This window comes from Dorea phocaeensis (genome assembly GCF_900240315.1).
Taxonomy (GTDB): domain Bacteria; phylum Bacillota; class Clostridia; order Lachnospirales; family Lachnospiraceae; genus Dorea_B; species Dorea_B phocaeensis.
The window spans coordinates 160,511-182,167 of sequence record NZ_OEPZ01000001.1 but is presented as its reverse complement, the minus strand read 5'-3'; the positions used below and the strand labels follow the sequence as shown (position 1 = coordinate 182,167).

The 21,657-nt window shown below is 45.1% G+C and carries 16 protein-coding genes; 1 reads left to right on the top strand and 15 read right to left on the bottom strand.

Features of this window, described 5'->3' with window-relative positions:
* Nucleotides 1–200: 200 nt before the first annotated feature.
* From C0979_RS00785 to C0979_RS00735, 11 genes are all read right to left on the bottom strand, one after another.
* Entirely contained in the window at nt 201–1,364 is a 1,164-nt protein-coding gene (locus C0979_RS00785; RefSeq protein ID WP_101694174.1) for a phosphoglycerate dehydrogenase, read from the bottom strand.
* A complete protein-coding gene (gene serC, locus C0979_RS00780; protein ID WP_101694173.1) occupies nt 1,357–2,448 on the bottom strand; it encodes a 3-phosphoserine/phosphohydroxythreonine transaminase in 1,092 nt (363 codons plus the stop codon). Before serC ends, C0979_RS00785 begins: the two co-directional genes overlap by 8 nt.
* A gap of 40 nt (nt 2,449–2,488) precedes the next feature.
* The gene (gene ilvB, locus C0979_RS00775) at nt 2,489–4,162 is read right to left on the bottom strand and encodes a biosynthetic-type acetolactate synthase large subunit (RefSeq protein ID WP_101694172.1); all 1,674 of its coding nucleotides are present in this window, start codon (nt 4,160–4,162) and stop codon (nt 2,489–2,491) included.
* A gap of 33 nt (nt 4,163–4,195) precedes the next feature.
* The gene (gene ilvD, locus C0979_RS00770; protein WP_101694171.1) at nt 4,196–5,872 is read right to left on the bottom strand and encodes a dihydroxy-acid dehydratase; all 1,677 of its coding nucleotides are present in this window, start codon (nt 5,870–5,872) and stop codon (nt 4,196–4,198) included.
* Nucleotides 5,873–5,890: 18 nt separating this feature from the next.
* Nucleotides 5,891–6,976 (bottom strand): 3-isopropylmalate dehydrogenase, encoded by a 1,086-nt coding sequence (leuB, locus tag C0979_RS00765; protein WP_200816234.1) that lies wholly within the window; start codon nt 6,974–6,976, stop codon nt 5,891–5,893.
* 147 nt (nt 6,977–7,123) lie between these two features.
* Nucleotides 7,124–7,858, bottom strand: coding sequence for a pyruvate formate-lyase-activating protein (gene pflA, locus C0979_RS00760; protein WP_101694169.1), 735 nt, complete (start codon nt 7,856–7,858; stop codon nt 7,124–7,126).
* 35 nt (nt 7,859–7,893) lie between these two features.
* Nucleotides 7,894–10,146: a formate C-acetyltransferase gene (gene pflB / locus C0979_RS00755; protein ID WP_101694168.1), complete on the bottom strand. Its 2,253-nt coding sequence runs from the start codon at nt 10,144–10,146 to the stop codon at nt 7,894–7,896.
* A gap of 140 nt (nt 10,147–10,286) precedes the next feature.
* Nucleotides 10,287–12,551, bottom strand: coding sequence for a glycogen/starch/alpha-glucan phosphorylase (locus C0979_RS00750; protein ID WP_101694167.1), 2,265 nt, complete (start codon nt 12,549–12,551; stop codon nt 10,287–10,289).
* 87 nt (nt 12,552–12,638) lie between these two features.
* Nucleotides 12,639–12,944 (bottom strand): preprotein translocase subunit YajC, encoded by a 306-nt coding sequence (yajC, locus tag C0979_RS00745; RefSeq protein WP_101694166.1) that lies wholly within the window; start codon nt 12,942–12,944, stop codon nt 12,639–12,641.
* Nucleotides 12,945–13,059: 115 nt separating this feature from the next.
* Complete coding sequence (tgt, locus tag C0979_RS00740; RefSeq protein WP_101694165.1) at nt 13,060–14,193, bottom strand: tRNA guanosine(34) transglycosylase Tgt; 1,134 nt, start codon at nt 14,191–14,193, stop codon at nt 13,060–13,062.
* 20 nt (nt 14,194–14,213) lie between these two features.
* A complete protein-coding gene (locus C0979_RS00735) occupies nt 14,214–15,860 on the bottom strand; it encodes a L,D-transpeptidase family protein (protein WP_101694164.1) in 1,647 nt (548 codons plus the stop codon).
* A gap of 205 nt (nt 15,861–16,065) precedes the next feature.
* Between C0979_RS00735 and aroC the strand changes: the two genes are divergently transcribed.
* Nucleotides 16,066–17,163, top strand: a complete 1,098-nt coding sequence (aroC, locus tag C0979_RS00730; RefSeq protein WP_101694163.1) for a chorismate synthase — start codon at nt 16,066–16,068, stop codon at nt 17,161–17,163.
* Between the two features lie 134 nt (nt 17,164–17,297).
* On the opposite strand, the gene C0979_RS00725 is transcribed toward aroC, so the two are convergent.
* From C0979_RS00725 to rpoD, 4 genes are all read right to left on the bottom strand, one after another.
* Entirely contained in the window at nt 17,298–18,986 is a 1,689-nt protein-coding gene (locus tag C0979_RS00725; RefSeq protein WP_101694162.1) for a nucleoside kinase, read from the bottom strand.
* A 63-nt stretch (nt 18,987–19,049) separates the two neighbouring features.
* Nucleotides 19,050–19,826: a Nif3-like dinuclear metal center hexameric protein gene (locus tag C0979_RS00720; RefSeq protein ID WP_101694161.1), complete on the bottom strand. Its 777-nt coding sequence runs from the start codon at nt 19,824–19,826 to the stop codon at nt 19,050–19,052.
* Complete coding sequence (locus C0979_RS00715; RefSeq protein WP_101694160.1) at nt 19,804–20,529, bottom strand: tRNA (adenine(22)-N(1))-methyltransferase; 726 nt, start codon at nt 20,527–20,529, stop codon at nt 19,804–19,806. The genes C0979_RS00720 and C0979_RS00715 overlap by 23 nt, the downstream gene beginning before the upstream one ends.
* A gap of 13 nt (nt 20,530–20,542) precedes the next feature.
* Nucleotides 20,543–21,652: an RNA polymerase sigma factor RpoD gene (gene rpoD, locus C0979_RS00710; RefSeq protein WP_101694159.1), complete on the bottom strand. Its 1,110-nt coding sequence runs from the start codon at nt 21,650–21,652 to the stop codon at nt 20,543–20,545.
* Between the last annotated feature and the right edge of the window lie 5 nt (nt 21,653–21,657).

The window sequence follows — 21,657 nt, the reverse complement described above, 5'->3', positions numbered from 1 at the left end:
TGTAATATGTCAAAGCTGTCTCTTCTGCAAAGTAGTTCATGATTCCAGAAATAAGCTTCTTCATTTTGTTTCACTTCCTTTATAACGATCTCTTAATTCCGTTATAAAATTAACACTTATTTCTTGTTCTGTAAAGATATTTTTTTAACAAAAAAACAGGAGTTTTTACCCCTGTTTTTTGTGTATTTTTTAACGTTTTTTTATCTTAACACACGCACCCTCAGCACGTCTCCTACAGCCTTCAACTCATCCACTACGCTGTCCGGCATTGGCGTATCAATATCGATCATTGTATATGCATAACCGCCTTTGCTCTTATTGGAAAGATCTGCGATATTGATATTATCTTTCGCAAGAATTTTGGTAAACTGCCCCAGCATATTTGGAATATTGTGATGAAGAAGCAAAATTCTGGTATGATCTCCTCGAAGTCCCATATCGGAGTCTGGATAATTAACGGAATTCTTAATATTTCCATTCTCCAGATAATTCCGAAGCTCCTTTGCCGCCATCTTCGCACAATTATCCTCTGACTCTGCCGTGGACGCTCCCAAATGAGGAATTACAATGGTGCCCTTTACTCCTGCAATCACCGGTGTCGGGAAATCCGTCACATAGTGCTTCACCTGTCCGGATACCATCGCATCAATCATTGCCTCTTCATCTACCAGTACATCCCGTGCAAAGTTAAGTACCACAACACCCTTCTTCATCAACCCTAAAGCATCACAATCGATCATTCCCTTAGTGCTTTCAAGAGCCGGAACATGGATGGTAATGTAATCACATTCCTGATAAAGTTCATCTACCGTCTTCGCATGATGAATACTGCGGGACAATCTCCATGCAGAATCTACAGAGACATAGGGATCGTATCCATATACATCCATTCCCAGGTTGGCTGCTGCATTCGCTACCAGCACACCGATGGCGCCAAGTCCAATTACCCCAAGCTTCTTTCCTTCAATCTCACAACCGGCAAAAGCTTTCTTTGCCTTCTCTGCATCCTTTGCAATATTTCCATCCTCTTCGTTTTCCTGTACCCAGTTAATTCCGCCGATAATATCACGGGATGCCAAAAGAAGTCCGGCGATTACCAGTTCTTTCACACCGTTGGCATTGGCGCCTGGCGTATTGAACACTACGATTCCTTCTTCGGCGCAGCGTTCTAACGGAATATTATTGACTCCCGCTCCTGCTCTTGCAATCGCTTTTAATTCTTTTGAAAATTCCATCTCATGCATGGATGCACTCCGAACCAAGATGGCATCCGCTTCCTCCGGCTTTCCAGCCGCTACATATTCTTCCGTCAATTCATTCATTCCGATGTCTGAGATCGGATTTAAACAGTGATATCTATACATGTAATTCATTCTCCTCTTCAAACTTCTTCATAAATGCTACCAATGCTTCTACCCCTTCTATTGGCATTGCATTGTAGATGCTTGCGCGCATTCCACCCACACTTCTGTGACCTTTCAGATTCTCAAGTCCTGCTGCCTTTGCCTCCTTGACAAATTTCGCATCCAAATCAGCATCTCCCGTTACAAATGGAACATTCATCAAAGAACGATCTTTCTTCTCTACCGTTCCCTTGAAGAGACGGCTCTGATCCAGATAATCATAAAGGATCTTCGCCTTCTTCTCATTGTGTTCTTTCATTGCTGCAAGACCGCCCTGCTTTTTCAGCCACTGAAATACCTTGCCGCAGATATAAATTCCGTATGCAGGAGGCGTATTATAAAGCGATCCCGCATCTGCGTGGGTTTTATACTTCAGCATGGTCGGTGTTCCGTCAAGTACATCATCCGTAATCAGATCTTCCCTGATAATCACGATCACAACACCAGCTGGACCAATATTCTTCTGTACGCCGCCATAAATCAGTCCGTACTTTGTCACATCCGCAGGCTCAGACAAAAAACAGGATGAAACATCTGCTACCAATGTCTTGCCTTTGGTATTCGGAAGTTCATGGAATTTGGTTCCATAAATTGTATTATTTTCACAGATATAGACATAGTCTGCATCCTCGGAAATCGGAAGATCCGAACAATCCGGAATATAGGAAAACGTCTGATCTGCAGAAGATGCCACAATATTCACCTTACCGTATTTCATTGCCTCCTGGCTTGCCTTCTTCGCCCATTGTCCGGTCACAATATAATCTGCCACTTTATTTTTCATCAGATTCATTGGAATAGCCGCAAACTGCTGAGAAGCTCCGCCCTGCAGAAACAACACCTTGTAATTGTCCGGAATTGCCATCAGATCTCGAAGATCCTGCTCGGCTGTATCTATAATCTTCTGGAATGCCGATGATCGGTGACTCATTTCCATAACGGACATTCCGGTTCCTTCATAATCAAGCATCTCTGCTGCCGCTTCTCTTAATACCTCTTCCGGCAATACTGCCGGACCCGCTGAAAAATTATACACTCTGTTCATTGTCATTCCTCCATTTTTTTATGTTCTATATTCTAGTCTGCTATTTTTGCATATCGCCTTCGTCAAAGGCTTCACTAATCGCTGCTCCCGGAGCCACCATCGGCCACACTTTATCGTCACAGTCAATCTGGCAGTCCAGTACAACAGGCTTTCCAAGGGTTAATGCCTCTGCAAACCGCTCTGCAAACTCTTCTTTCGTTGTTACACGGATTCCTACCGCTCCCATGGCTTCTGCAAGTTTTACAAAGTCCACTGCATCATTGAGTACCGTTGCCGAATACCGCTTCTCATAGAAGAGGTTCTGCCACTGGCGCACCATTCCGAGCACATGATTGTTCACCACTACCTGAATGATCGGAATCTGATGACGAACTGCTGTTGCAATTTCGTTCATATTCATACGGAAGCATCCGTCTCCTGCAATATTAATTACCGTCTTCTGCGGACATCCAACCTTTGCCCCCAAAGAAGCTCCAAGACCGTATCCCATAGTTCCAAGGCCTCCGGACGTTAAGAATGTTCTCGGCTTCGTATACTGATAATATTGTGCCGCCCACATCTGATGCTGTCCTACTTCCGTCACAATCAGGGCATCTCCCTTGGTCTGACGATAAATCTCTTCCACAATATAAGGTCCTGTCAGAATCTCTGGGTGATAAGTCAGTGGATAACGATTTTTATACTCCATGATCTTTTCAATCCACTCATGGTGATCCTGCTGTTCCAGGCGTTCATTCAATGCACGAAGTACCACTCTTATATCGCCGACTACGCCTTCTGTAATCAGCACATTTTTATTCATCTCCGCCGCATCGATATCAATCTGAAGAATCTTTGCATTCTTCGCAAATTTCTTCGCATTTCCTGTAACACGGTCGCTGAATCTTGCGCCAACTACCACCAGAAGATCACATTCACTGACTCCATAGTTGGAAGTCTTGGTTCCATGCATTCCCAGCATTCCTGTGTAAAGTGGATCGGTTCCAGGGAATGCACCTTTTCCCATAAGGGAATCTGTAACCGGCGCATCCACCTTCTTTACAAATTCATAAAGCTCACTGCTGGCGCCTGAAAGCACTGCGCCGCCGCCCACGAAAATATATGGACGTTTCGCTTCTGCAATCATCTTCAAAGCTGCGTCAATATCTGACTCACAGATCTCTAAAGATGGTTCCCATTCCTGGATCTGTACTTTCTGATACTCCGTTTTATTGGCGGTTACGTCTTTCGGAATATCGATCAGCACCGGTCCCGGTCTTCCTTTTCTCGCAATTACGAATGCCTTTCTGATGGTATCTGCCAGATCTTTTACATCCTTTACGATAAAATTATGCTTGGTGATCGGCATTGTAATACCAGCAATATCTATTTCCTGAAAACTGTCTCTTCCAAGCAGTGATACTCCCACATTACAGGTAATCGCCACAATCGGAATGGAATCCATACACGCAGTGGCAATTCCTGTTACCAGGTTCGTAGCTCCCGGTCCGCTGGTAGCAAAACATACGCCAACCTTTCCGGTAGCCCTTGCATATCCATCAGCCGCATGGGCTGCTCCCTGTTCATGGGATGTCAGAATATGTGTAATCTCATCACTGTGCTTATACAACTCATCGTACACATTCAATATCGCTCCGCCCGGATAACCAAATACCGTATCAACGCCCTGTTCTTTCAGGCATTCAATTACAATCTCTGCTCCTGTCAACTGCATCCCTCTCTCTCCTTTCTCATCGTATGTATCTATTTATTTCCCCGTTCCTGGTACTTCAAGAATTGCCCCTCTGTTTCCTGAGGTTACCAAAGCTGCATATCGTGCAAGATATCCCGTTTTTACCTTTGGACTTCTCGGCTTCCACTGTTCTTTTCTTCTCGCTAATTCTTCCTCGGACACATCCAGTTCCAAACGGTATTCCGGGATATTAATCCGGATAATGTCTCCTTCTTCTACTAATGCAATCGGACCGCCAACCGCTGCTTCCGGCGATACATGACCGATAGAAGCTCCTCTGGAGGCTCCGCTGAAACGTCCGTCTGTAATCAACGCCACACTGGATCCCAGTCCCATTCCTGCAATCGCCGAGGTCGGATTCAGCATTTCACGCATTCCAGGACCTCCTTTTGGCCCTTCGTATCGGATAACCACCACGTCTCCTGCTACAATTTTGCCACCCTTGATTGCTTCAATTGCATCTTCTTCACAATCAAAGACTCGTGCCGGTCCTTCGTGAACCTGCATTTCCGGAACGACTGCGGAACGTTTTACCACGCTTCCATCCGGTGCCAGATTTCCTTTTAATACGGCAAGTCCTCCTGTCTTAGAGTATGGATTTTCCACAGGTCTGATCACTTCCGGATTCAGGTTGACTGCATCTTTGATGTTTTCGCCCACTGTTTTTCCAGTCACCGTCATACAATCTGTATGCAGAAGTCCAAGTTTATTTAACTCATTCATTACCGCATAGACGCCGCCAGCCTCGTTTAAATCTTCCATATGTGTCGGTCCTGCCGGTGCAAGATGGCAAAGATTCGGTGTACGCTCGCTGATTCCATTTGCAAAATCAATCTCAAAATCCATTCCGATCTCGTGCGCAATAGCCGGAAGATGCAGCATACTGTTTGTAGAGCATCCCAATGCCATATCAACGGTCAAAGCATTTAAAACTGCTTTTTCTGTCATAATATCCCGCGGACAGATATTCTTCTCCCACAGCTCCATTACCTTCATACCCGCATGTTTTGCAAGGCGGATACGCTCTGAATAAACGGCCGGAATCGTTCCATTTCCACGAAGTCCCATTCCCAGAACCTCTGTCAGGCAGTTCATACTGTTTGCTGTATACATGCCGGAACAGGAGCCACAGGTCGGGCAGACTTTATTTTCAAATTCCAAAAGTCCTTCATCGGATAAGGTTCCTGCTGCATTGGCACCCACAGCTTCAAAAATACTGGATAAGCTTCTTTTCGCTCCTCCCACACGGCCTGCAAGCATCGGTCCACCGCTGACGAAGATAGTAGGAATGTTGATTCTAGCCGCCGCCATCAAAAGACCCGGCACATTCTTGTCACAATTAGGAACCATAACCAAAGCATCAAACTGATGTGCCAGCGCCATCGCTTCTGTAGAATCAGCGATCAAATCTCTGGTAACCAGTGAATACTTCATGCCGATATGTCCCATAGCGATTCCATCGCACACGGCAATTGCCGGAAATACGATCGGAGTTCCTCCTGCCATCGCGACTCCCTGTTTTACCGCATTTACTATTTTATCCAAGTTCATATGCCCTGGAACAATCTCGTTATAAGAACTTACGATTCCAACCAACGGACGCTCCATCTCTTCCTTGGTCATCCCCAGTGCGTTCATCAAAGATCGATGTGGTGCCTGCTGTTTTCCCTTTGTTACTGTATCACTTCGCATCTTTCTTCCTCCTTGTATCTATCGAATCAGATCTGCAATCCGATCTCCCATTTCTTTCGTTCCGATCTGCGTCTTTCCTTCTGACATAATATCAATGGTGCGGTAACCTTCTTTTAACACCTGCTCCACTGCCCATTCAATTGCATCCGCCTCCTGATCCAGATCGAAGCTGTATCGAAGCATCATAGCCGCAGAAAGAATGGTTGCAATCGGGTTTGCAATGCCCTTTCCTGCAATATCCGGTGCCGAGCCTCCGCTAGGTTCATAAAGACCAAACTTTGTCTCATTTAAGCTGGCGCTTGCCAGCATTCCTATGGATCCTGTTACCATGCTCGCCTCATCGGATAAGATGTCTCCGAACATATTCTCCGTAAGTACGACATCGAATTGCTTTGGATCCTTTACAAGCTGCATCGCACAGTTATCTACTAACATATGCGTCAGTGTCACTTCCGGATAGTCTTTTGCCACTTCTTCTACCACTTTTCGCCAAAGCCTCGAAGAATCCAGCACATTTGCCTTATCAACACTGATCACTTGTTTTCTTCTCTTCATCGCCACATCAAACGCACGCTTTGCAATCCGTCTGATCTCATTTTCATTATAGGTCAGCGAATCATACGCTGTCATCACACCGTCTTCTTCCACGGTCTTTCGCTCACCAAAGTAGAGTCCTCCGGTCAGCTCCCGCATAATCAGCAGATCAAATCCGCCTTCTGTAATCTCCTCTTTCAACGGACAGGCTCCCTTTAATTCATCGTAAAGGATCGCCGGTCTTAAATTTGCAAACAGATTCAGCTCTTTGCGAATCTTAAGAAGTCCTGCTTCCGGCCGCTTAGACGGCTCCAACTGATACCACGGGGATGTCTTGGCGTCTCCGCCGATGGAACCCATCAGCACCGCATCGCATTCCTTTGCCTGTGCAATTGTCTCATCCGTCAGCGGCACTCCATGTACATCAATGGATGCACCACCCATTAAAAGTTCTGTATAATCACAGGTATGACCGTATATTTCTGCAGCTTTATCCAGGACTTTTACCGCTTCTGTCACAACTTCAGGACCGATTCCATCCCCTCGGATAATTCCTATTTTAAGATTCATACTCATCTTCCTTCCTGACAAAAATCTATAGCATTAATCATAGCGTATTTTCCCGAATATTTCAATACTTTAATAAGTTAATTTGTGAATCTCCTAAAATTCTTTTCGAATTGCACATAGAATTGATAAAAAATTAAGGACACGGAACTAAACCGTCCGTGTCCTTAATTTTTCTTTCGCATTTTCAATCCGTTCTTTCGTCGGTGGGTCAATCCCTTCCAACGGATAGGAAAGTCCTAATTCTTTCCACTTATACACGCCCAATGTATGATACGGAAGTACTTCTACCCGCTCTACGTTCTGAAGTGTATCTAAAAACGCCCGAAGTCTGTCCAGATATTCATCATTATCGCTTCTCTGTGGAACCAGCACATGACGAATCCATACCGGCTTCTTCTCATCCGACAGATATCCGGCCAAATCCAGAATGTTCTGGTTAGTGCAGCCCGTCAGAATCTTGTGCTGCTCGTCATCAATCTGCTTGATATCCAAAAGGAACAGATCGGTATACTGCATTAATTCCTGAAATTTTCCAAAGAAAGGTTCTTCCCTTGTAAATGGATTCCCGCTGGTATCCAGCGTCGTATGGATTCCCTGTTCTTTTGCCTTGCGAAACAACTCAATCAGGAAATCAATCTGCAGAAGCGGCTCTCCGCCGCTGACGGTAATTCCACCGTTCTCTCCCCAGTAAGAGCGGTACCGCATTGCTTTTTCAAGAAGCTCATCCGCTGTATACGGGGTTCCTGTCTGCATATTCCAGGTGTCCGGATTGTGACAGAACTGACAGCGCATTGCGCATCCTGCCAGGAAAATCACATACCGGACGCCCGGTCCATCTACTGAGCCGAAACTTTCCAGGGAATGTACGTATCCCTGTACCATAGCAGCTCCTTTCCAGGTGTATGAAAAATCTATAATTACATTCTGTCGTGGCAGGTTCTTGCGATTACGTCAAGCTGCTGCTCACGTGTTAAGTCGATAAACTTCACTGCGTATCCGGATACACGGATCGTAAAGTTTGCATATTCCGGTTTTTCCGGATGCTCCATTGCATCGATCAGCTTATCTGTTCCGAATACGTTTACGTTCAGGTGGTGAGCCCCCTGATCAAAGTATCCATCCATTACCTGTACCAGGTTATTCTTACGCTCTTCATCATCGTGTCCGATGGTGTCTGGGCTGATGGTCTGTGTATTAGAGATTCCATCAAGAGCCAGTTCGTATGGAAGCTTCGCTACAGAGTTTAAGGAAGCTAACAGTCCATTCTTCTCTGCTCCGTAAGATGGGTTTGCACCTGGTGCCAGCGGTTCGCCTGCTTTTCTTCCATCCGGCAGAGATCCTGTTGCCTTACCATATACAACGTTGGATGTAATCGTAAGAATAGAAGTAGTTGGCTCGGAATTTCTGTATGTGTGGCACTTGTTTAACTTGTGCATAAATGTCTTTAACAGCCAGATTGCAATGTCGTCTGCACGATCATCGTCGTTTCCGTATCTTGGGAAGTCTCCCTCGATCTCGAAGTCAACTGCCAGTCCGTTTTCATCACGGATTGGTTTTACTTTTGCATACTTGATTGCGCTTAAGGAGTCAATTACATGAGAGAATCCTGCAATACCTGTTGCAAAGGTACGTCTTACATCGGTATCAATAAGCGCCATCTCAGCAGCTTCATAGTAATATTTGTCATGCATATAATGAATCATGTTCAGGGTATCTACATAAAGCTTAGACAGCCATTCCATCATATCATCGTAACGTTCCATTACTTCATCAAAATCAAGATATTCAGAAGTAATTGGTCTGTAAGCAGGTCCTACCTGCGCTTTGCTCTTCTCATCCACACCGCCGTTGATTGCGTACAACAGACATTTTGCAAGGTTTGCACGTGCTCCGAAGAACTGGATCTCTTTTCCTGTCTGTGTTGCAGATACGCAGCAGCAGATAGAATAGTCATCTCCCCATACCGGACGCATAACATCATCATTTTCGTACTGAATAGAACTGGTCTGTACGGAAATGTATGCTGCGTACTTCTTAAAGTTCTCCGGCAGTCTGGAAGAATACAGTACTGTAAGGTTTGGTTCCGGTGATGGTCCCATGTTCTCCAATGTATGCAAGAAACGGTAGTCGTTCTTTGTTACCATAGAACGTCCATCCTGTCCAAGACCTGCCACTTCCAGTGTTGCCCATACCGGGTCTCCGGAGAACAGTTCATTGTAAGAAGGAACTCGTGCGAACTTCACCATACGGAACTTCATTACCAAATGGTCGATTAATTCCTGTGCCTCAGCCTCTGTAAGTGTTCCGTTCTCAAGATCTCTTTCGATATAAACATCAAGGAATGTAGAGATACGTCCCACACTCATAGCTGCACCATTCTGTGTCTTGATCGCTGCCAGATATCCGAAGTACAGCCACTGTACTGCTTCGCGGGCATCCTTAGCCGGCTCGGAAATATCGAATCCGTAAACAGCTGCCATTTCCTTCATCTCTTTTAATGCTCTGATCTGATCTGCAATCTCTTCACGAAGACGGAAGTCTGTTCCCTTCATGCCGTGTCTTGCATAACGCTCAAAGTCATACTGTTTCTTCTCAATCAGGAAGTCAATTCCGTACAGAGCCACACGACGGTAATCGCCGACAATACGTCCTCTTCCGTAAGTATCCGGAAGTCCTGTAATAATCTTATTGTGGCGGGCTTTCTTCATCTCTGGTGTGTAGATGTCGAACACTCCCTGGTTGTGTGTCTTATGATATTTTGTAAAAATTTCATGCAATTTTTCACTTGGCTGATATCCGTAAGTAGTACAAGCCTGCTCTGCCATGTTAATACCACCATATGGCATAAATGCTCTCTTTAATGGCTTATCGGTCTGAAGTCCGACTACTTTCTCCATGTCTTTCAGCTCTTCGCTAATATATCCTGGGCCATATGCAGTCAGTCCGGAAACAACTTCTGTCTCCATGTCAAGGACGCCGCCTTTAGCTCTTTCTTCTTTCTGTAATTCCTGAAGCTTGCCCCATAATTTATGAGTTGCCTCTGTAGGCTCTGCCAAAAACGCCTCATCGCCTTCATATACGGTGTAGTTGTCCTGAATAAAGCTTCTGACATCTACAGAATTCTTCCAGTCTTTTCCTTTAAAACCATTCCACTGTTCAAACTGTGCCATGATCTTTCCCCTTTCACTTTCACTCTATCTTGTGTTTACGTGGTCAGTATACCATTAGATATTGATATTTGCAAGCTTAATTATGATAATAGTTATCATTTTATGCCATGTATGCAATTTTGTACAATCTTGATAATTTTTTATCGAAGTTTCCAGATATCCTGATTGTACTGTGCTATCGTTCTGTCCGAAGAGAAATATCCTGCTTTCGCAATGTTCACCAGCATCTTTTTACTCCAACGCAAGCGCTCTTCATAGTCTTCGTAAGCCTTCTCTTTCACCTGAATATATTCTTTTACATCTAAAAGTGTCATAAACCAGTCTTTCTGAATCAGCTCTGCGTGAATCCGAAGCAGATGATAAGAATCTCCGATCTTCATCATTTCCGGACTGATGATAAAATTCAAAAGAGTCCGTATCTCTTCGTCTTCAATATAGTAATCTGCCGCGCGGTAATCGTGGTTTTCATAATGCGCCATTACTCGTTCACTGGAAGCGCCGAAAATATAGATGTTATCATCGCCTACCAGTTCGTGGATTTCTACATTTGCTCCGTCCTCTGTTCCCAGGGTAACTGCTCCATTCAGCATAAACTTCATGTTTCCGGTGCCGGACGCCTCCTTGGACGCCAGGGAAATCTGCTCAGATATATCGCAGGCCGGAATCAGATGCTCTGCCATCGTCACATTATAATTTTCCACCATTACGACTTTCAGATATGGAGACACCTCCGGATCATTAGAGATCAATTCCTGCAGACACAGGATCAAATGGATAATATCTTTGGCGATCAAATATGCCGGAGCTGCCTTCGCGCCAAAAATCATGGTGATCGGAGTCTTTGGTTTCTCGCCTCCTTTGATCTTTAGGTATTTATAAATGACGTACAGTGCATTCATCTGCTGGCGTTTGTACTCGTGGAGACGTTTAATCTGGATGTCGTAAATGGACTTCGGATCCAGGATCAGGTCTTGTGTCTTTTCAAGGTAATCTGCCAATTCCTGCTTCTTTTGTTGTTTCACCTCCAACAGACTTTGAAGCGCCGCTTCATCCCCCGCGAACGCCATCAATCCTTCCAGTTCTTCTGCGTTCTCTTTAAAACCGCTTCCAATTCGTTTCTCAATCCATGCCGTCAATTCCCGATTACAGTGCAGAAGCCATCTGCGGAATGTAATTCCGTTGGTCTTGTTATTGAATTTCTCCGGATAAATATCATAGAATGGCTTTAATTCCGAATGTTTCAGAATGTCTGTATGAAGAGCTGCCACCCCATTGACACTGTAACCGTAATGAATATCCATATGTGCCATATGAACCCGATTTTGATCATCAATAATTGCCACCTTCGGATCCTGATATCTTCCTTTCATGCGAAGATCCAGCTCTTTGATAATTGGTACAATCTGCGGCGCCACCTGTTCCAGATAGGAAAGAGGCCATTTTTCTAATGCTTCTGCCAAAATCGTATGGTTCGTATAAGCGCAGGTCTTCTGCACAATTTCTACCGCCTCATTAAAATCAATCTGTTCCTGAACCAAAAGTCGAATCAATTCCGGAATCACCATGGATGGATGGGTGTCATTGATCTGGATTGCCACATGCTCATGCAGCTTTCTAAGGCTTACTCCCCGGTCTTTACATTCCTTTAAGATCAACTGTGCTGCGCTGCTTACCATAAAATACTGTTGATAAATCCGAAGGAGATTTCCCGCCTTATCACTGTCGTCAGGATAGAGGAATAAGGTCAGATTCTTTGCCACCTGCGTCTTATCAAAAGTAATTCCGTCTTCGATGATACTTTCGTCCACGCTCTCCACATCAAAGAGGTGCAGGCGGTTTCTTCCATTGTTATAGCCGGATACATCCAAATCGTACATTCTAGAAGTCAGAGTGAAGTCTCGAAACGGCACCTGGAAGGAAACGCCTGTATCTAACAGCCAGCTTTCTTCTTCCATCCACGGATTCGGATACTCTTGCTGCTTATGGTCTTCAAACACCTGCTTAAAAAGACCCATGTGATAATTGAGTCCGATTCCATCTCCGCAAAGCCCCAATGTTGCGATGGAATCTAGAAAACAAGCCGCCAGTCTTCCAAGTCCTCCATTTCCAAGCGACGGTTCCGGTTCTGCTTCCTCAATCGCGCAAAGAGAACGCCCGCAGGATTTTAAAAACGCTTCTGCTTCCTCATAAATCCCCAGATTAATCAAATTATTTGATAAGAGCTTTCCAATCAAAAACTCTGCCGAAATATAATACAGCTTTTTCTCTCCTTCGATCCGTGGAAGTCTGGAAAGTTCTTCCTTGGTGTAGCAAAGCAGCACCTCATACAATTCTTTGTCAGACGCTTCTTCTACACGTTTCTGATACCTGTTTTTCACCAATTCTGCGATTCTCTCTTCTAACATACTTACCCTCCTCTTAAATCTCAAAAAGAGAACCCTTCAATCTGGATTCTCTTTTTTGTCTGCATAAAATGCATTCCATCTTCATTTTTATTCAGCAGATGCCTTTTCTACCTGTGCAATTGCTGCTTTCTGCATTGGAATACGACAGTTTCTATTGCTTCCGAATTCTACAATTACATCAGAATCGTTAATATCGATAACAACCCCGTAGAATCCGCTCGTTGTCAATATGCTGTCGCCAACTTCCATAGAGGCGATCATTGTCTGAACTCTCTTCTGCTCTTTTTTCTGTGGTCTGATAAAGATAAACCAGAAACCTCCGAAAATCAATACGTATACTACGATCAGTAATGCCCAGTTGGCACCGCCTGCCTGTGCTGCAAGTGTGTACATAATCTTAATTCCTCCTAATTCTCTATAAGCACTATTGCTATCATACACAATTCTATACTATTCATCAAGTGCTTTCCTTCTATTTAATAAAATATTTATGATCTCTATTTTATGATTACTTTTTCCCGGCATTCATTCCAGCAAGCTTTGCTTCTTTGTATTCCTTATAATTTCCTGCTTCAATCGCCGCACGAATCTCTTCCATCATCGTGTTGTAAAAATAAAGATTATGAAGTACGCACAAACGCATTCCCAACATCTCTTTCGCCTTTAACAGGTGGCGTATGTACGCTCTGGAGTAATGCCGGCACGCCGGACATTGACATCCTTCCTCAATCGGACTCATGTCCAGTTCATATTTGGCATTAAAAAGATTCAATTTTCCCAGATTGGTATATACATGGCCATGGCGTCCATTTCGACTTGGATAAACACAGTCGAAAAAGTCTACGCCACGATCAACCGCCTCCAAAATATTCGCCGGGGTTCCAACACCCATCAGATAAGTCGGCTTATTTTCCGGAAGATGCGGCACCACTGCATCTAAAATTCGATACATCTCTTCATGGGTTTCTCCAACTGCAAGACCTCCGATTGCATAGCCGTCCAAATCAAGCTTCGCGATATCCTTTGCATGCTGGACTCGGATGTCTTCATAGACACCTCCCTGGTTGATTCCAAACAACAACTGATGCTGGTTAATGGTATCTTCCAGCGAGTTCAGCCGATTCATCTCTTTCTTACACCGTTCCAGCCATCTAGTTGTACGGGCAACAGAATTTTCCATATACTCCCGATCTGCCACGCTGGATGGGCATTCATCAAATGCCATCGCAATCGTAGAACCCAGATTTGACTGAATCTGCATACTCTCTTCCGGCCCCATAAAGATTTTCTTGCCGTCAATATGAGAGTTGAAATAAACGCCTTCTTCCTTAATCTTCCTAAGTCCCGCAAGAGAAAACACCTGGAAACCGCCGGAATCTGTCAGGATTGGCTTATCCCACACCATAAATTTATGAAGTCCGCCCAGTTTCTTAATCACTTCATCTCCCGGACGAACATGAAGATGATAGGTATTAGACAACTCCACCTGTGTCTTAATCCCCTGAAGATCCTCTGTCGATACAGCTCCTTTGATCGCAGCAGCTGTTCCTACATTCATAAATACAGGGGTCTCAATGACCCCATGTACCGTGTGCAGCCTTCCCCGCTTGGCAAGGCCGTCTTTTTTTATCAGTTCATACATTCTTATTTTCCTCTTTCCGATTAATAGTGGCAGACGATCGGAGTGCCTGCTGAAATCAGATTATACAGTTCTCCCGCTTTGGCCGGAGGCATATTGACACACCCATGGGAACCATTAGTTAAGTACCGGGATCCACCAAAGGTCGGCTGCCAATTAGCGTCATGGAATCCGATTCCTCCATTGAATGGCATCCAGTATTTTACCGGAGTCTCATATTCATAAGAGCCATCTGGTTTCTTATCGCCTCTAAGTACCTGATCTAAGGCTTTATAAGCCAGAGAGTACACGCCCTGCGGCGTTGCACAGCCTTTTTTGTTTGGATTTCCCGTCACAATCGGAGTATCCATTACAACTTGTCCATTCTGTACAAAGTACATATGCTGTGCTGTAAGGTCTACTTCTGCATAGGTTCCTCCCACGTCATTTCCTTCGTGGCTTGCCCCGCGGCTTGCATAGGCAGGCTCACGCGTTATTACTTCTGCATTCTGAATATTTCCAATCAGTGTATGGTATTCCGCTTCCTGATCAATCTGCCAGCCATAGCTTCCACCTTCAACATTCACTGTATTTCCCGTTGCCGTCGTAAAAGTTCTCGTCTTCCCTTTGGTATTGTATTTCTCTGCAAGTGTCTGAACATAGGCTCTGACCGCCGCCTCATCAAAGGTGACGTTCATCTCTGCATCCACCTTCACCCACTGGGAAATCACGGATGCATCCACCAGTTCTGTATAAGGATTGAAATCATAGGTTACACTGGCTCCCAAATACCCGTTCATCGTTTCACATGCTGCCGCCACTTCAGGAGATTCCTTGGTAAATTTTGGCAAAATATAACAATCTGCCTTTAACAGATCGATCTCTTTCTGAAATCCGTTGATTGCCTCTGCCACCTTCTTATGAAACTTTTCATTGTCAAGCTGGGTTCCAACCACTTCCGGAACCACCTGGAACTGATCGGTCTGGAACTGCGGATACGCATCCACAGATGTCACCTGATTTTCTTCCTTCATACAGTTTAGATTACCGATCTTCTTCTCCAGCGCTTTCTCATCATACTTCACGCCGACCTTTGCCTGAATCTTCGGATGCTCCCACAAGGACTTGATCCATAAAAAGTTGTCCTGCTTCTTTACCAGCTTTTTCAATTCTTCTCCCGGAACATATTCCAAAGAAATGTCGGTTCCCGCAATCATCTCCTGACCGCCGTCAGATTCCTTCATAGTCAGCACATAATCATCTACCTGCTTCTCCATATAAGCTTCCACGGCGCTTACGCTTTTCAGCGAAACATCCGTTCCGTTGATTTTTGTAAAGAACATAAAATGGTTATGAAAGAACAGTGCAAATCCAACATACACTAACAGAAAAACTCCCAAAATACTTCCCAGTACAATGGCTGCTGTCTTTTTACCCTTCTTTGAGCCTTCGTTTCTTTTGCCTTTTGCGCTCTTTGTCTTCTTGCCTTTCTTGTTTTTTTTGCTTTTTTTCGGCTCTTCTTCATCAAAAAGAGCATCGAATTCCTCCACATCTTCGTCAAGAAGTCTTCCGAATTCCTCATCGTCCTCGTCATCAAAGAATGTGTCCTCTTTGACTCTATCATCCAAAAACAGCTCGTCCTCAAATCTTTCTCCGGCTGTCTCCTTTGCTTTTTTGCTTCGCTTCCACATTACTTATACACCTCTATAATAAATCCATCTTCAATTATACACTCTAACATTATAATATGCACCTTTATAAAAGTACAGAAAAAACGACAAATTTTTTCATGAAGATTTCATGAAGAATTAGGGGAAAAGATTTTTAATTGCAGCTTTTCCCCTGATTGTTTATAATAAGACCTGACAATATTTATCAGTAAAGGAGCATTTCATCATGGCAGGATCTTCTTATGGAACCTTATTTACAGTCACTACCTGGGGCGAATCTCATGGACCCGCAATCGGCGTCGTAATCGACGGATGTCCGGCGGGAATTCCTCTGTCCGCCGAGCAAATTCAGGTTTTCCTGGACCGGAGAAAACCCGGACAGAGCCGTTTCTCCACAGCTAGAAAGGAAGCGGATCAGGTACGGATCCTCTCCGGCGTCTTCAATGGGAAAACAACCGGAACCCCTCTGTCCCTCCTAGTTCCCAATACCGATCAGCGATCCCATGATTACAGCCGTATCAAGAATTGCTATCGTCCGGGACACGCAGACTACACCTTTGACACCAAATATGGCTTTCGCGATTACCGGGGCGGCGGTCGGACATCTGGAAGAGAAACCATTGGACGCGTCGCCGCAGGCGCTGTTGCATCCCTTCTTCTTGAAGAGCTTGGGATTCACCTGACCACTTACACCCGTTCTATCGGTCCGGTACAAGTACCTGCCTCTACTTACGACTATTTCTGTATCCATAAAAATAGTCTATACATGCCGAATCTGGAATATGCACAGGCAGCCGAGGATTATCTGAAAACCTGTATGGAACAGCAGGATTCTGCCGGCGGCGTAATCGAATGCGTTATCACCGGACTTCCGGTGGGAATCGGCGAACCTGTCTTTGAGAAGCTGGACGCTCGCCTCGCTCAGGCGATTCTGTCTATCGGGGCTGTCAAAGGCATCGAAATCGGAGACGGTTTTGCCGCTTCTGCTTCTCTTGGCAGTTCCAATAATGATGCCTTTTATATAGAAGGAAATGAGGTCTGCAAACGAACCAACCACTCCGGCGGAGTCTTAGGAGGACTAAGTGATGGAAGCCCTCTCGTGCTTCGGGCAGCTGTCAAACCTACCCCTTCCATCTCCCAGCCTCAACAGACCGTCACAAACGACGGCCAGAATACAACCCTTATCGTCACTGGGCGACATGACCCCGTTATCGTCCCGCGAGCCGTTGTCGTTGTAGAATCTATGGCAGCCATTACCATCGCCGATCTCTTGATGACGAACATGACATCCCAGATGGAGCACCTGAAAAAATTTTATAAGTAATGCTTTCGCCAAATCCGATTTAGAAAAAGAAAAGAACCGCAGACCCTGCCGGGAAGTTCTTTGCCACCCCGCAAGGTCTATGGTTCTTTCTTTTTATCTGCATTATTTGAATTTGCTTCATATATCGCCAGGATTTACACGTGGAAACATCCTCCGCCGATAAATTCTCGAAGCAGAGAATTAGACGGTACATTCTCGCTTCCAATTGGAACAAAATAATCTAAAAACTTCAACAGTCTCTTCGCCTCCAAATACTCCGGCGCACTTCTGTCAATTCCGAAAAGCAGCGGTTCCACATAAGGCTTTAGTACCGCCAGCTCATAAATCAAAGCCGAGTTAAACATTACATCCGCTTCTTCCTGATACGGGAAAATATTGCGTTCCTCTCCACGCCGCACAGAATTCCACATATTGATGGTTCTCTGTGCAGAAGATCCTCTCGTCCTCGCATCCCGGACAATCCGTCGAAGAAGTCGGCCATCCGTGGTCGGGATCCGATTATGCTCATCAATGTTAAGCTGCGTCAGCGCACTGATATAGATCTTATACTTATTGGCATCCGGAAGATTTAAGGTCAGCTTTGGATTCAGGCAATGGATTCCTTCAATCACCAGCACATCATTAGGACCCAGTTTCTTCGTCTTTGATCCATATTCCTTGTGACCGGTAACAAAGTTGAAGGTTGGAATCACCACTTCCCTGCCATCCAGCAGCTCCTTAAGCTGCTGATTAAAGAGTTTTACATCGACCGCTTCCAGACATTCAAAATCATAGTCTCCATTCTCATCTTTTGGATTGTCTTCCCGTTCTACAAAATAGTTATCCACCGCAATGGGATGAGGAACCAGACCATTTGCCCGCAGCTGAATGGACAGTCGATGTGAAAACGTCGTTTTCCCCGAAGAGGAAGGTCCCGCAATCAAAATAAATTTCAGCTCCGGCCTGGCGGCAATCTGTGCTGCAATCTCTGCAATCTTCTTCTCCTGCAGCGCCTCCTGAACCAGTACCACTTCATGGGCATCACTCTTGGTAATCTTATCATTCAATGCGCCTACCGTCTCAATTTCCTGCATATCTCCCCACTGGGTAGATTCTTTCAGCACCTGGAAGAGCTTTGTCTGAGGAACAAACGTTTCCACCCGCCGCGTCTCTTTCTTAGACGGCATCAAAAGCAGAAAACCATCATCATAAAGCTTTAGCTTAAAATACTTCAAATAGCCTGCGCTTGGCACCATATATCCATAGTAATAATCTTCAAATTCATTCATACTATAGATATTTACCTTGGAAACCCGTCGGTACCGGAACAGACGCTCTTTATCCAGCATCCCATGCTGATGGAATAATGTAATTGCCTCATCGGTATTAACAGAGCGTTTCCAAATCGGCATATCCATTTCTACCAGACTTTTCATCCGTTCCTCAACACGGTCCAAAAACTCCTGCGTCACTTTGGCGCTTCCTTCCACCGTGCAGTAATATCCATTGCCGATGGAGTAGTGAATCCGCACTTTTTCAATCTGCTCATGAGGAATGACATCATAAATAGACTTTACCAGCATCAGGCTCATGCTTCTTCGGTAGGTATCATGCCCTGCCTCAGAGGCTGTCGTCTCAAACTTAAGCGTACAGTCTTTTTCCACTGTTTTCGTTAATTCCTGAAGCTTCCCATCCACAAATACCAGTACAATATCATCTTTATAATCTTTTTGGAATTCTTCTGCGATCTGACCATAAGAAGTCCCTTCCTGATACGGTCTGGTCTCTTCTCCAATTTTCACCTGGTACAACTGCATTTTGTCTGCTTTTTCCGCCTTTTCCATATTCTCAAGCCTCTTTTCTGCAATTTGTTTTCTGCTTCTATTCTTATGCCCTTCGGGGATAAATCAGATCACCGAAAACGGAGATTGACGCTTTGCCCCTGTAACGGTTACTTCCGGCAGCTGTTCGGACAGCCACACCGACATATCCTTTATAAAAACGCTTTCCAGACCATAGTGCCCGGCATCGATCACCGCCAGACCTCTCGCCACGGCGTCAATTCCTTCATGGTGACCGATATCGCCAGTCAGAAGCACATCTGCGCCTTTTGAAATTGCCACATCAATCACACTTTTCCCAGAGCCCGGACAAATAGCAATCTTCTTTACCGACCGTTCAAGATCTCCAAACACTCTGACAGACTCCAGTTCAAATCTTTCTTTTACCCGTTCACAGCAATCTTTTAAAAGCATAGCTTCCTTCAAAAACCCGATGCTGCCAATCCCTGCTTCCGGAATCTCTCTTGTTACTTCCAACGCCCTCTGTTCCTCCAGCCCGAAAAGATCTGCACAAAGTCGTGCCATCCGAAGTACATCGTAGTTCGTATGCATAGCATAGCAGGCAATGTCCTCTCTTAAAAGCTTCACAAGCCGCCGCCCGATAAAATCTTCGTCAGTGATACGCTTCATTCCTCCAAAAATCAACGGATGATGTGTTACCAGTAAATCCGCCTCTGCGCACCGGGCGTCCTCTATCACCTCATCGGTGGCATCCACTGCCACATAGATATGCTTCACCTCTTTTTGCATTCTTCCTGCCAGAAGCCCTACATTATCCCATTCCATTGCTTCTTCTTTGGGATACTGCCTCTCAATGGTCTTAACAATCTGTTTCAGTTCCATATACGTCCTCCTCAAAATAGGTCAGCGCTTCCTGCACCAGCAGAATCTCCCTGCGCACTTCTTCCATCCGCACTTTTGCGCTTTCACTGTCCCGATGACCAAAGAGCTGGCGAAAGACGCTTTCTTTGATTGCCATCTCCCGCTTCAGATACCGATACAATACCGGATGACGATCGTTCAAAAGACACTTTCCGTACTGATATTCACATGCACTGTAGCTTTCTGATTCCCCATGTACCACCCGCATAACCGGGTAGAATTTTCCATCCTCTTCCGTCATATCTTCTGCTTCAATCCGAAAATGATGTTCTGCTAGAAACTGACGTACTTTAAATATTTCCGACTGTGGCTGAAGAATAAAATGCTCAATGGTATCTGCCACCTGTTTTCCTTCTTTTAGAATCTTGATCACCAAACCGCCGCCCATTCCGGCTGCAATCATAGTGTCTACTTCCTTCGGCTTCACTGCCGAAAGCCCATCCGACAGACGGGTCTCAATCTTCCCTTTCCATCCATGTCCTAAGATATGCATCCGCGCCCTCTCCAGCGGTCCCTTATTGATGTCCAATGCAATCACCTTGGATGCAATCTTCTTTTCCATCAGATAGATGGGAATATAACCATGATCGGTTCCGATATCTGCAACAGAGGCGCCCTCTGTCACAAGACCCGCAACCGCGTAAAGTCTCTTTGATAGTTCCATAGGCGCCTCTTTCTTAATCCAGATAATCTCTTAATTTTCTGCTGCGGCTTGGGTGACGAAGCTTGCGCAGTGCTTTCGCTTCAATCTGGCGGATACGCTCACGGGTAACATCGAATTCTTTTCCAACTTCCTCCAATGTGCGCGCCCGTCCGTCATTCATACCAAACCGGAGTCTCAATACCTTCTGCTCCCGTTCTGTCAGTGTATCCAACACCTCATCCAGCTGTTCTTTCAGCAGAGTCTGGGCTGCTGCTTCTGCCGGAACCGGTACATTGTCATCCTGAATAAAATCTCCCAGATGGCTGTCTTCTTCCTCTCCGATTGGAGTCTCCAAAGATACTGGTTCCTGTGAAATCTTCAGGATTTCTCTTACTCTTTCCACCGGCATGTCCAACTCTTCTGCGATTTCTTCCGGAGCCGGTTCTCTTCCCAGTTCCTGCAAGAGCTGTCTGGACACACGGATCAGCTTGTTGATGGTTTCCACCATATGAACCGGAATACGGATCGTTCTCGCCTGATCCGCAATCGCTCTTGTAATCGCCTGACGGATCCACCAGGTCGCATACGTACTAAACTTAAAGCCCTTCTGGTAGTCGAATTTCTCCACTGCCTTAATCAAACCTAAGTTTCCTTCCTGAATCAGGTCTAAAAACAGCATGCCTCGTCCCACATAACGCTTTGCAATGCTGACAACCAGACGTAAGTTGGCTTCTGCCAAGCGTTTCTTAGCATCCTCGTCTCCATCTGCCATGCGCTTTGCAAGTTCTACTTCTTCCTCCGCTGACAGAAGCGGCACTTTTCCGATCTCCTTCAGATACATACGCACCGGATCCTCGATACTGATTCCATCCGGAACAGACAGATCGATCTTCTCCATATCCACATCATCTTCTTCGGAGATCATAATATCTACATCGTCAATATCATCGTCATCACTTATCCGAAGAACATCGATATTGTTGGATTCCAGATACTCAAATACCTTCTCCATCTGATCGGAATCCAGTTCCATGTCTGCAAAGAAATCATTGATTTCCTGCAGTTCCAGTACGCTCTTTTTCTTCTTTCCCAGTGCAACCAGTTCTCTTAGCTTCTCCAAAAATTTTGCCATGTTTTCTTCCATGTAGC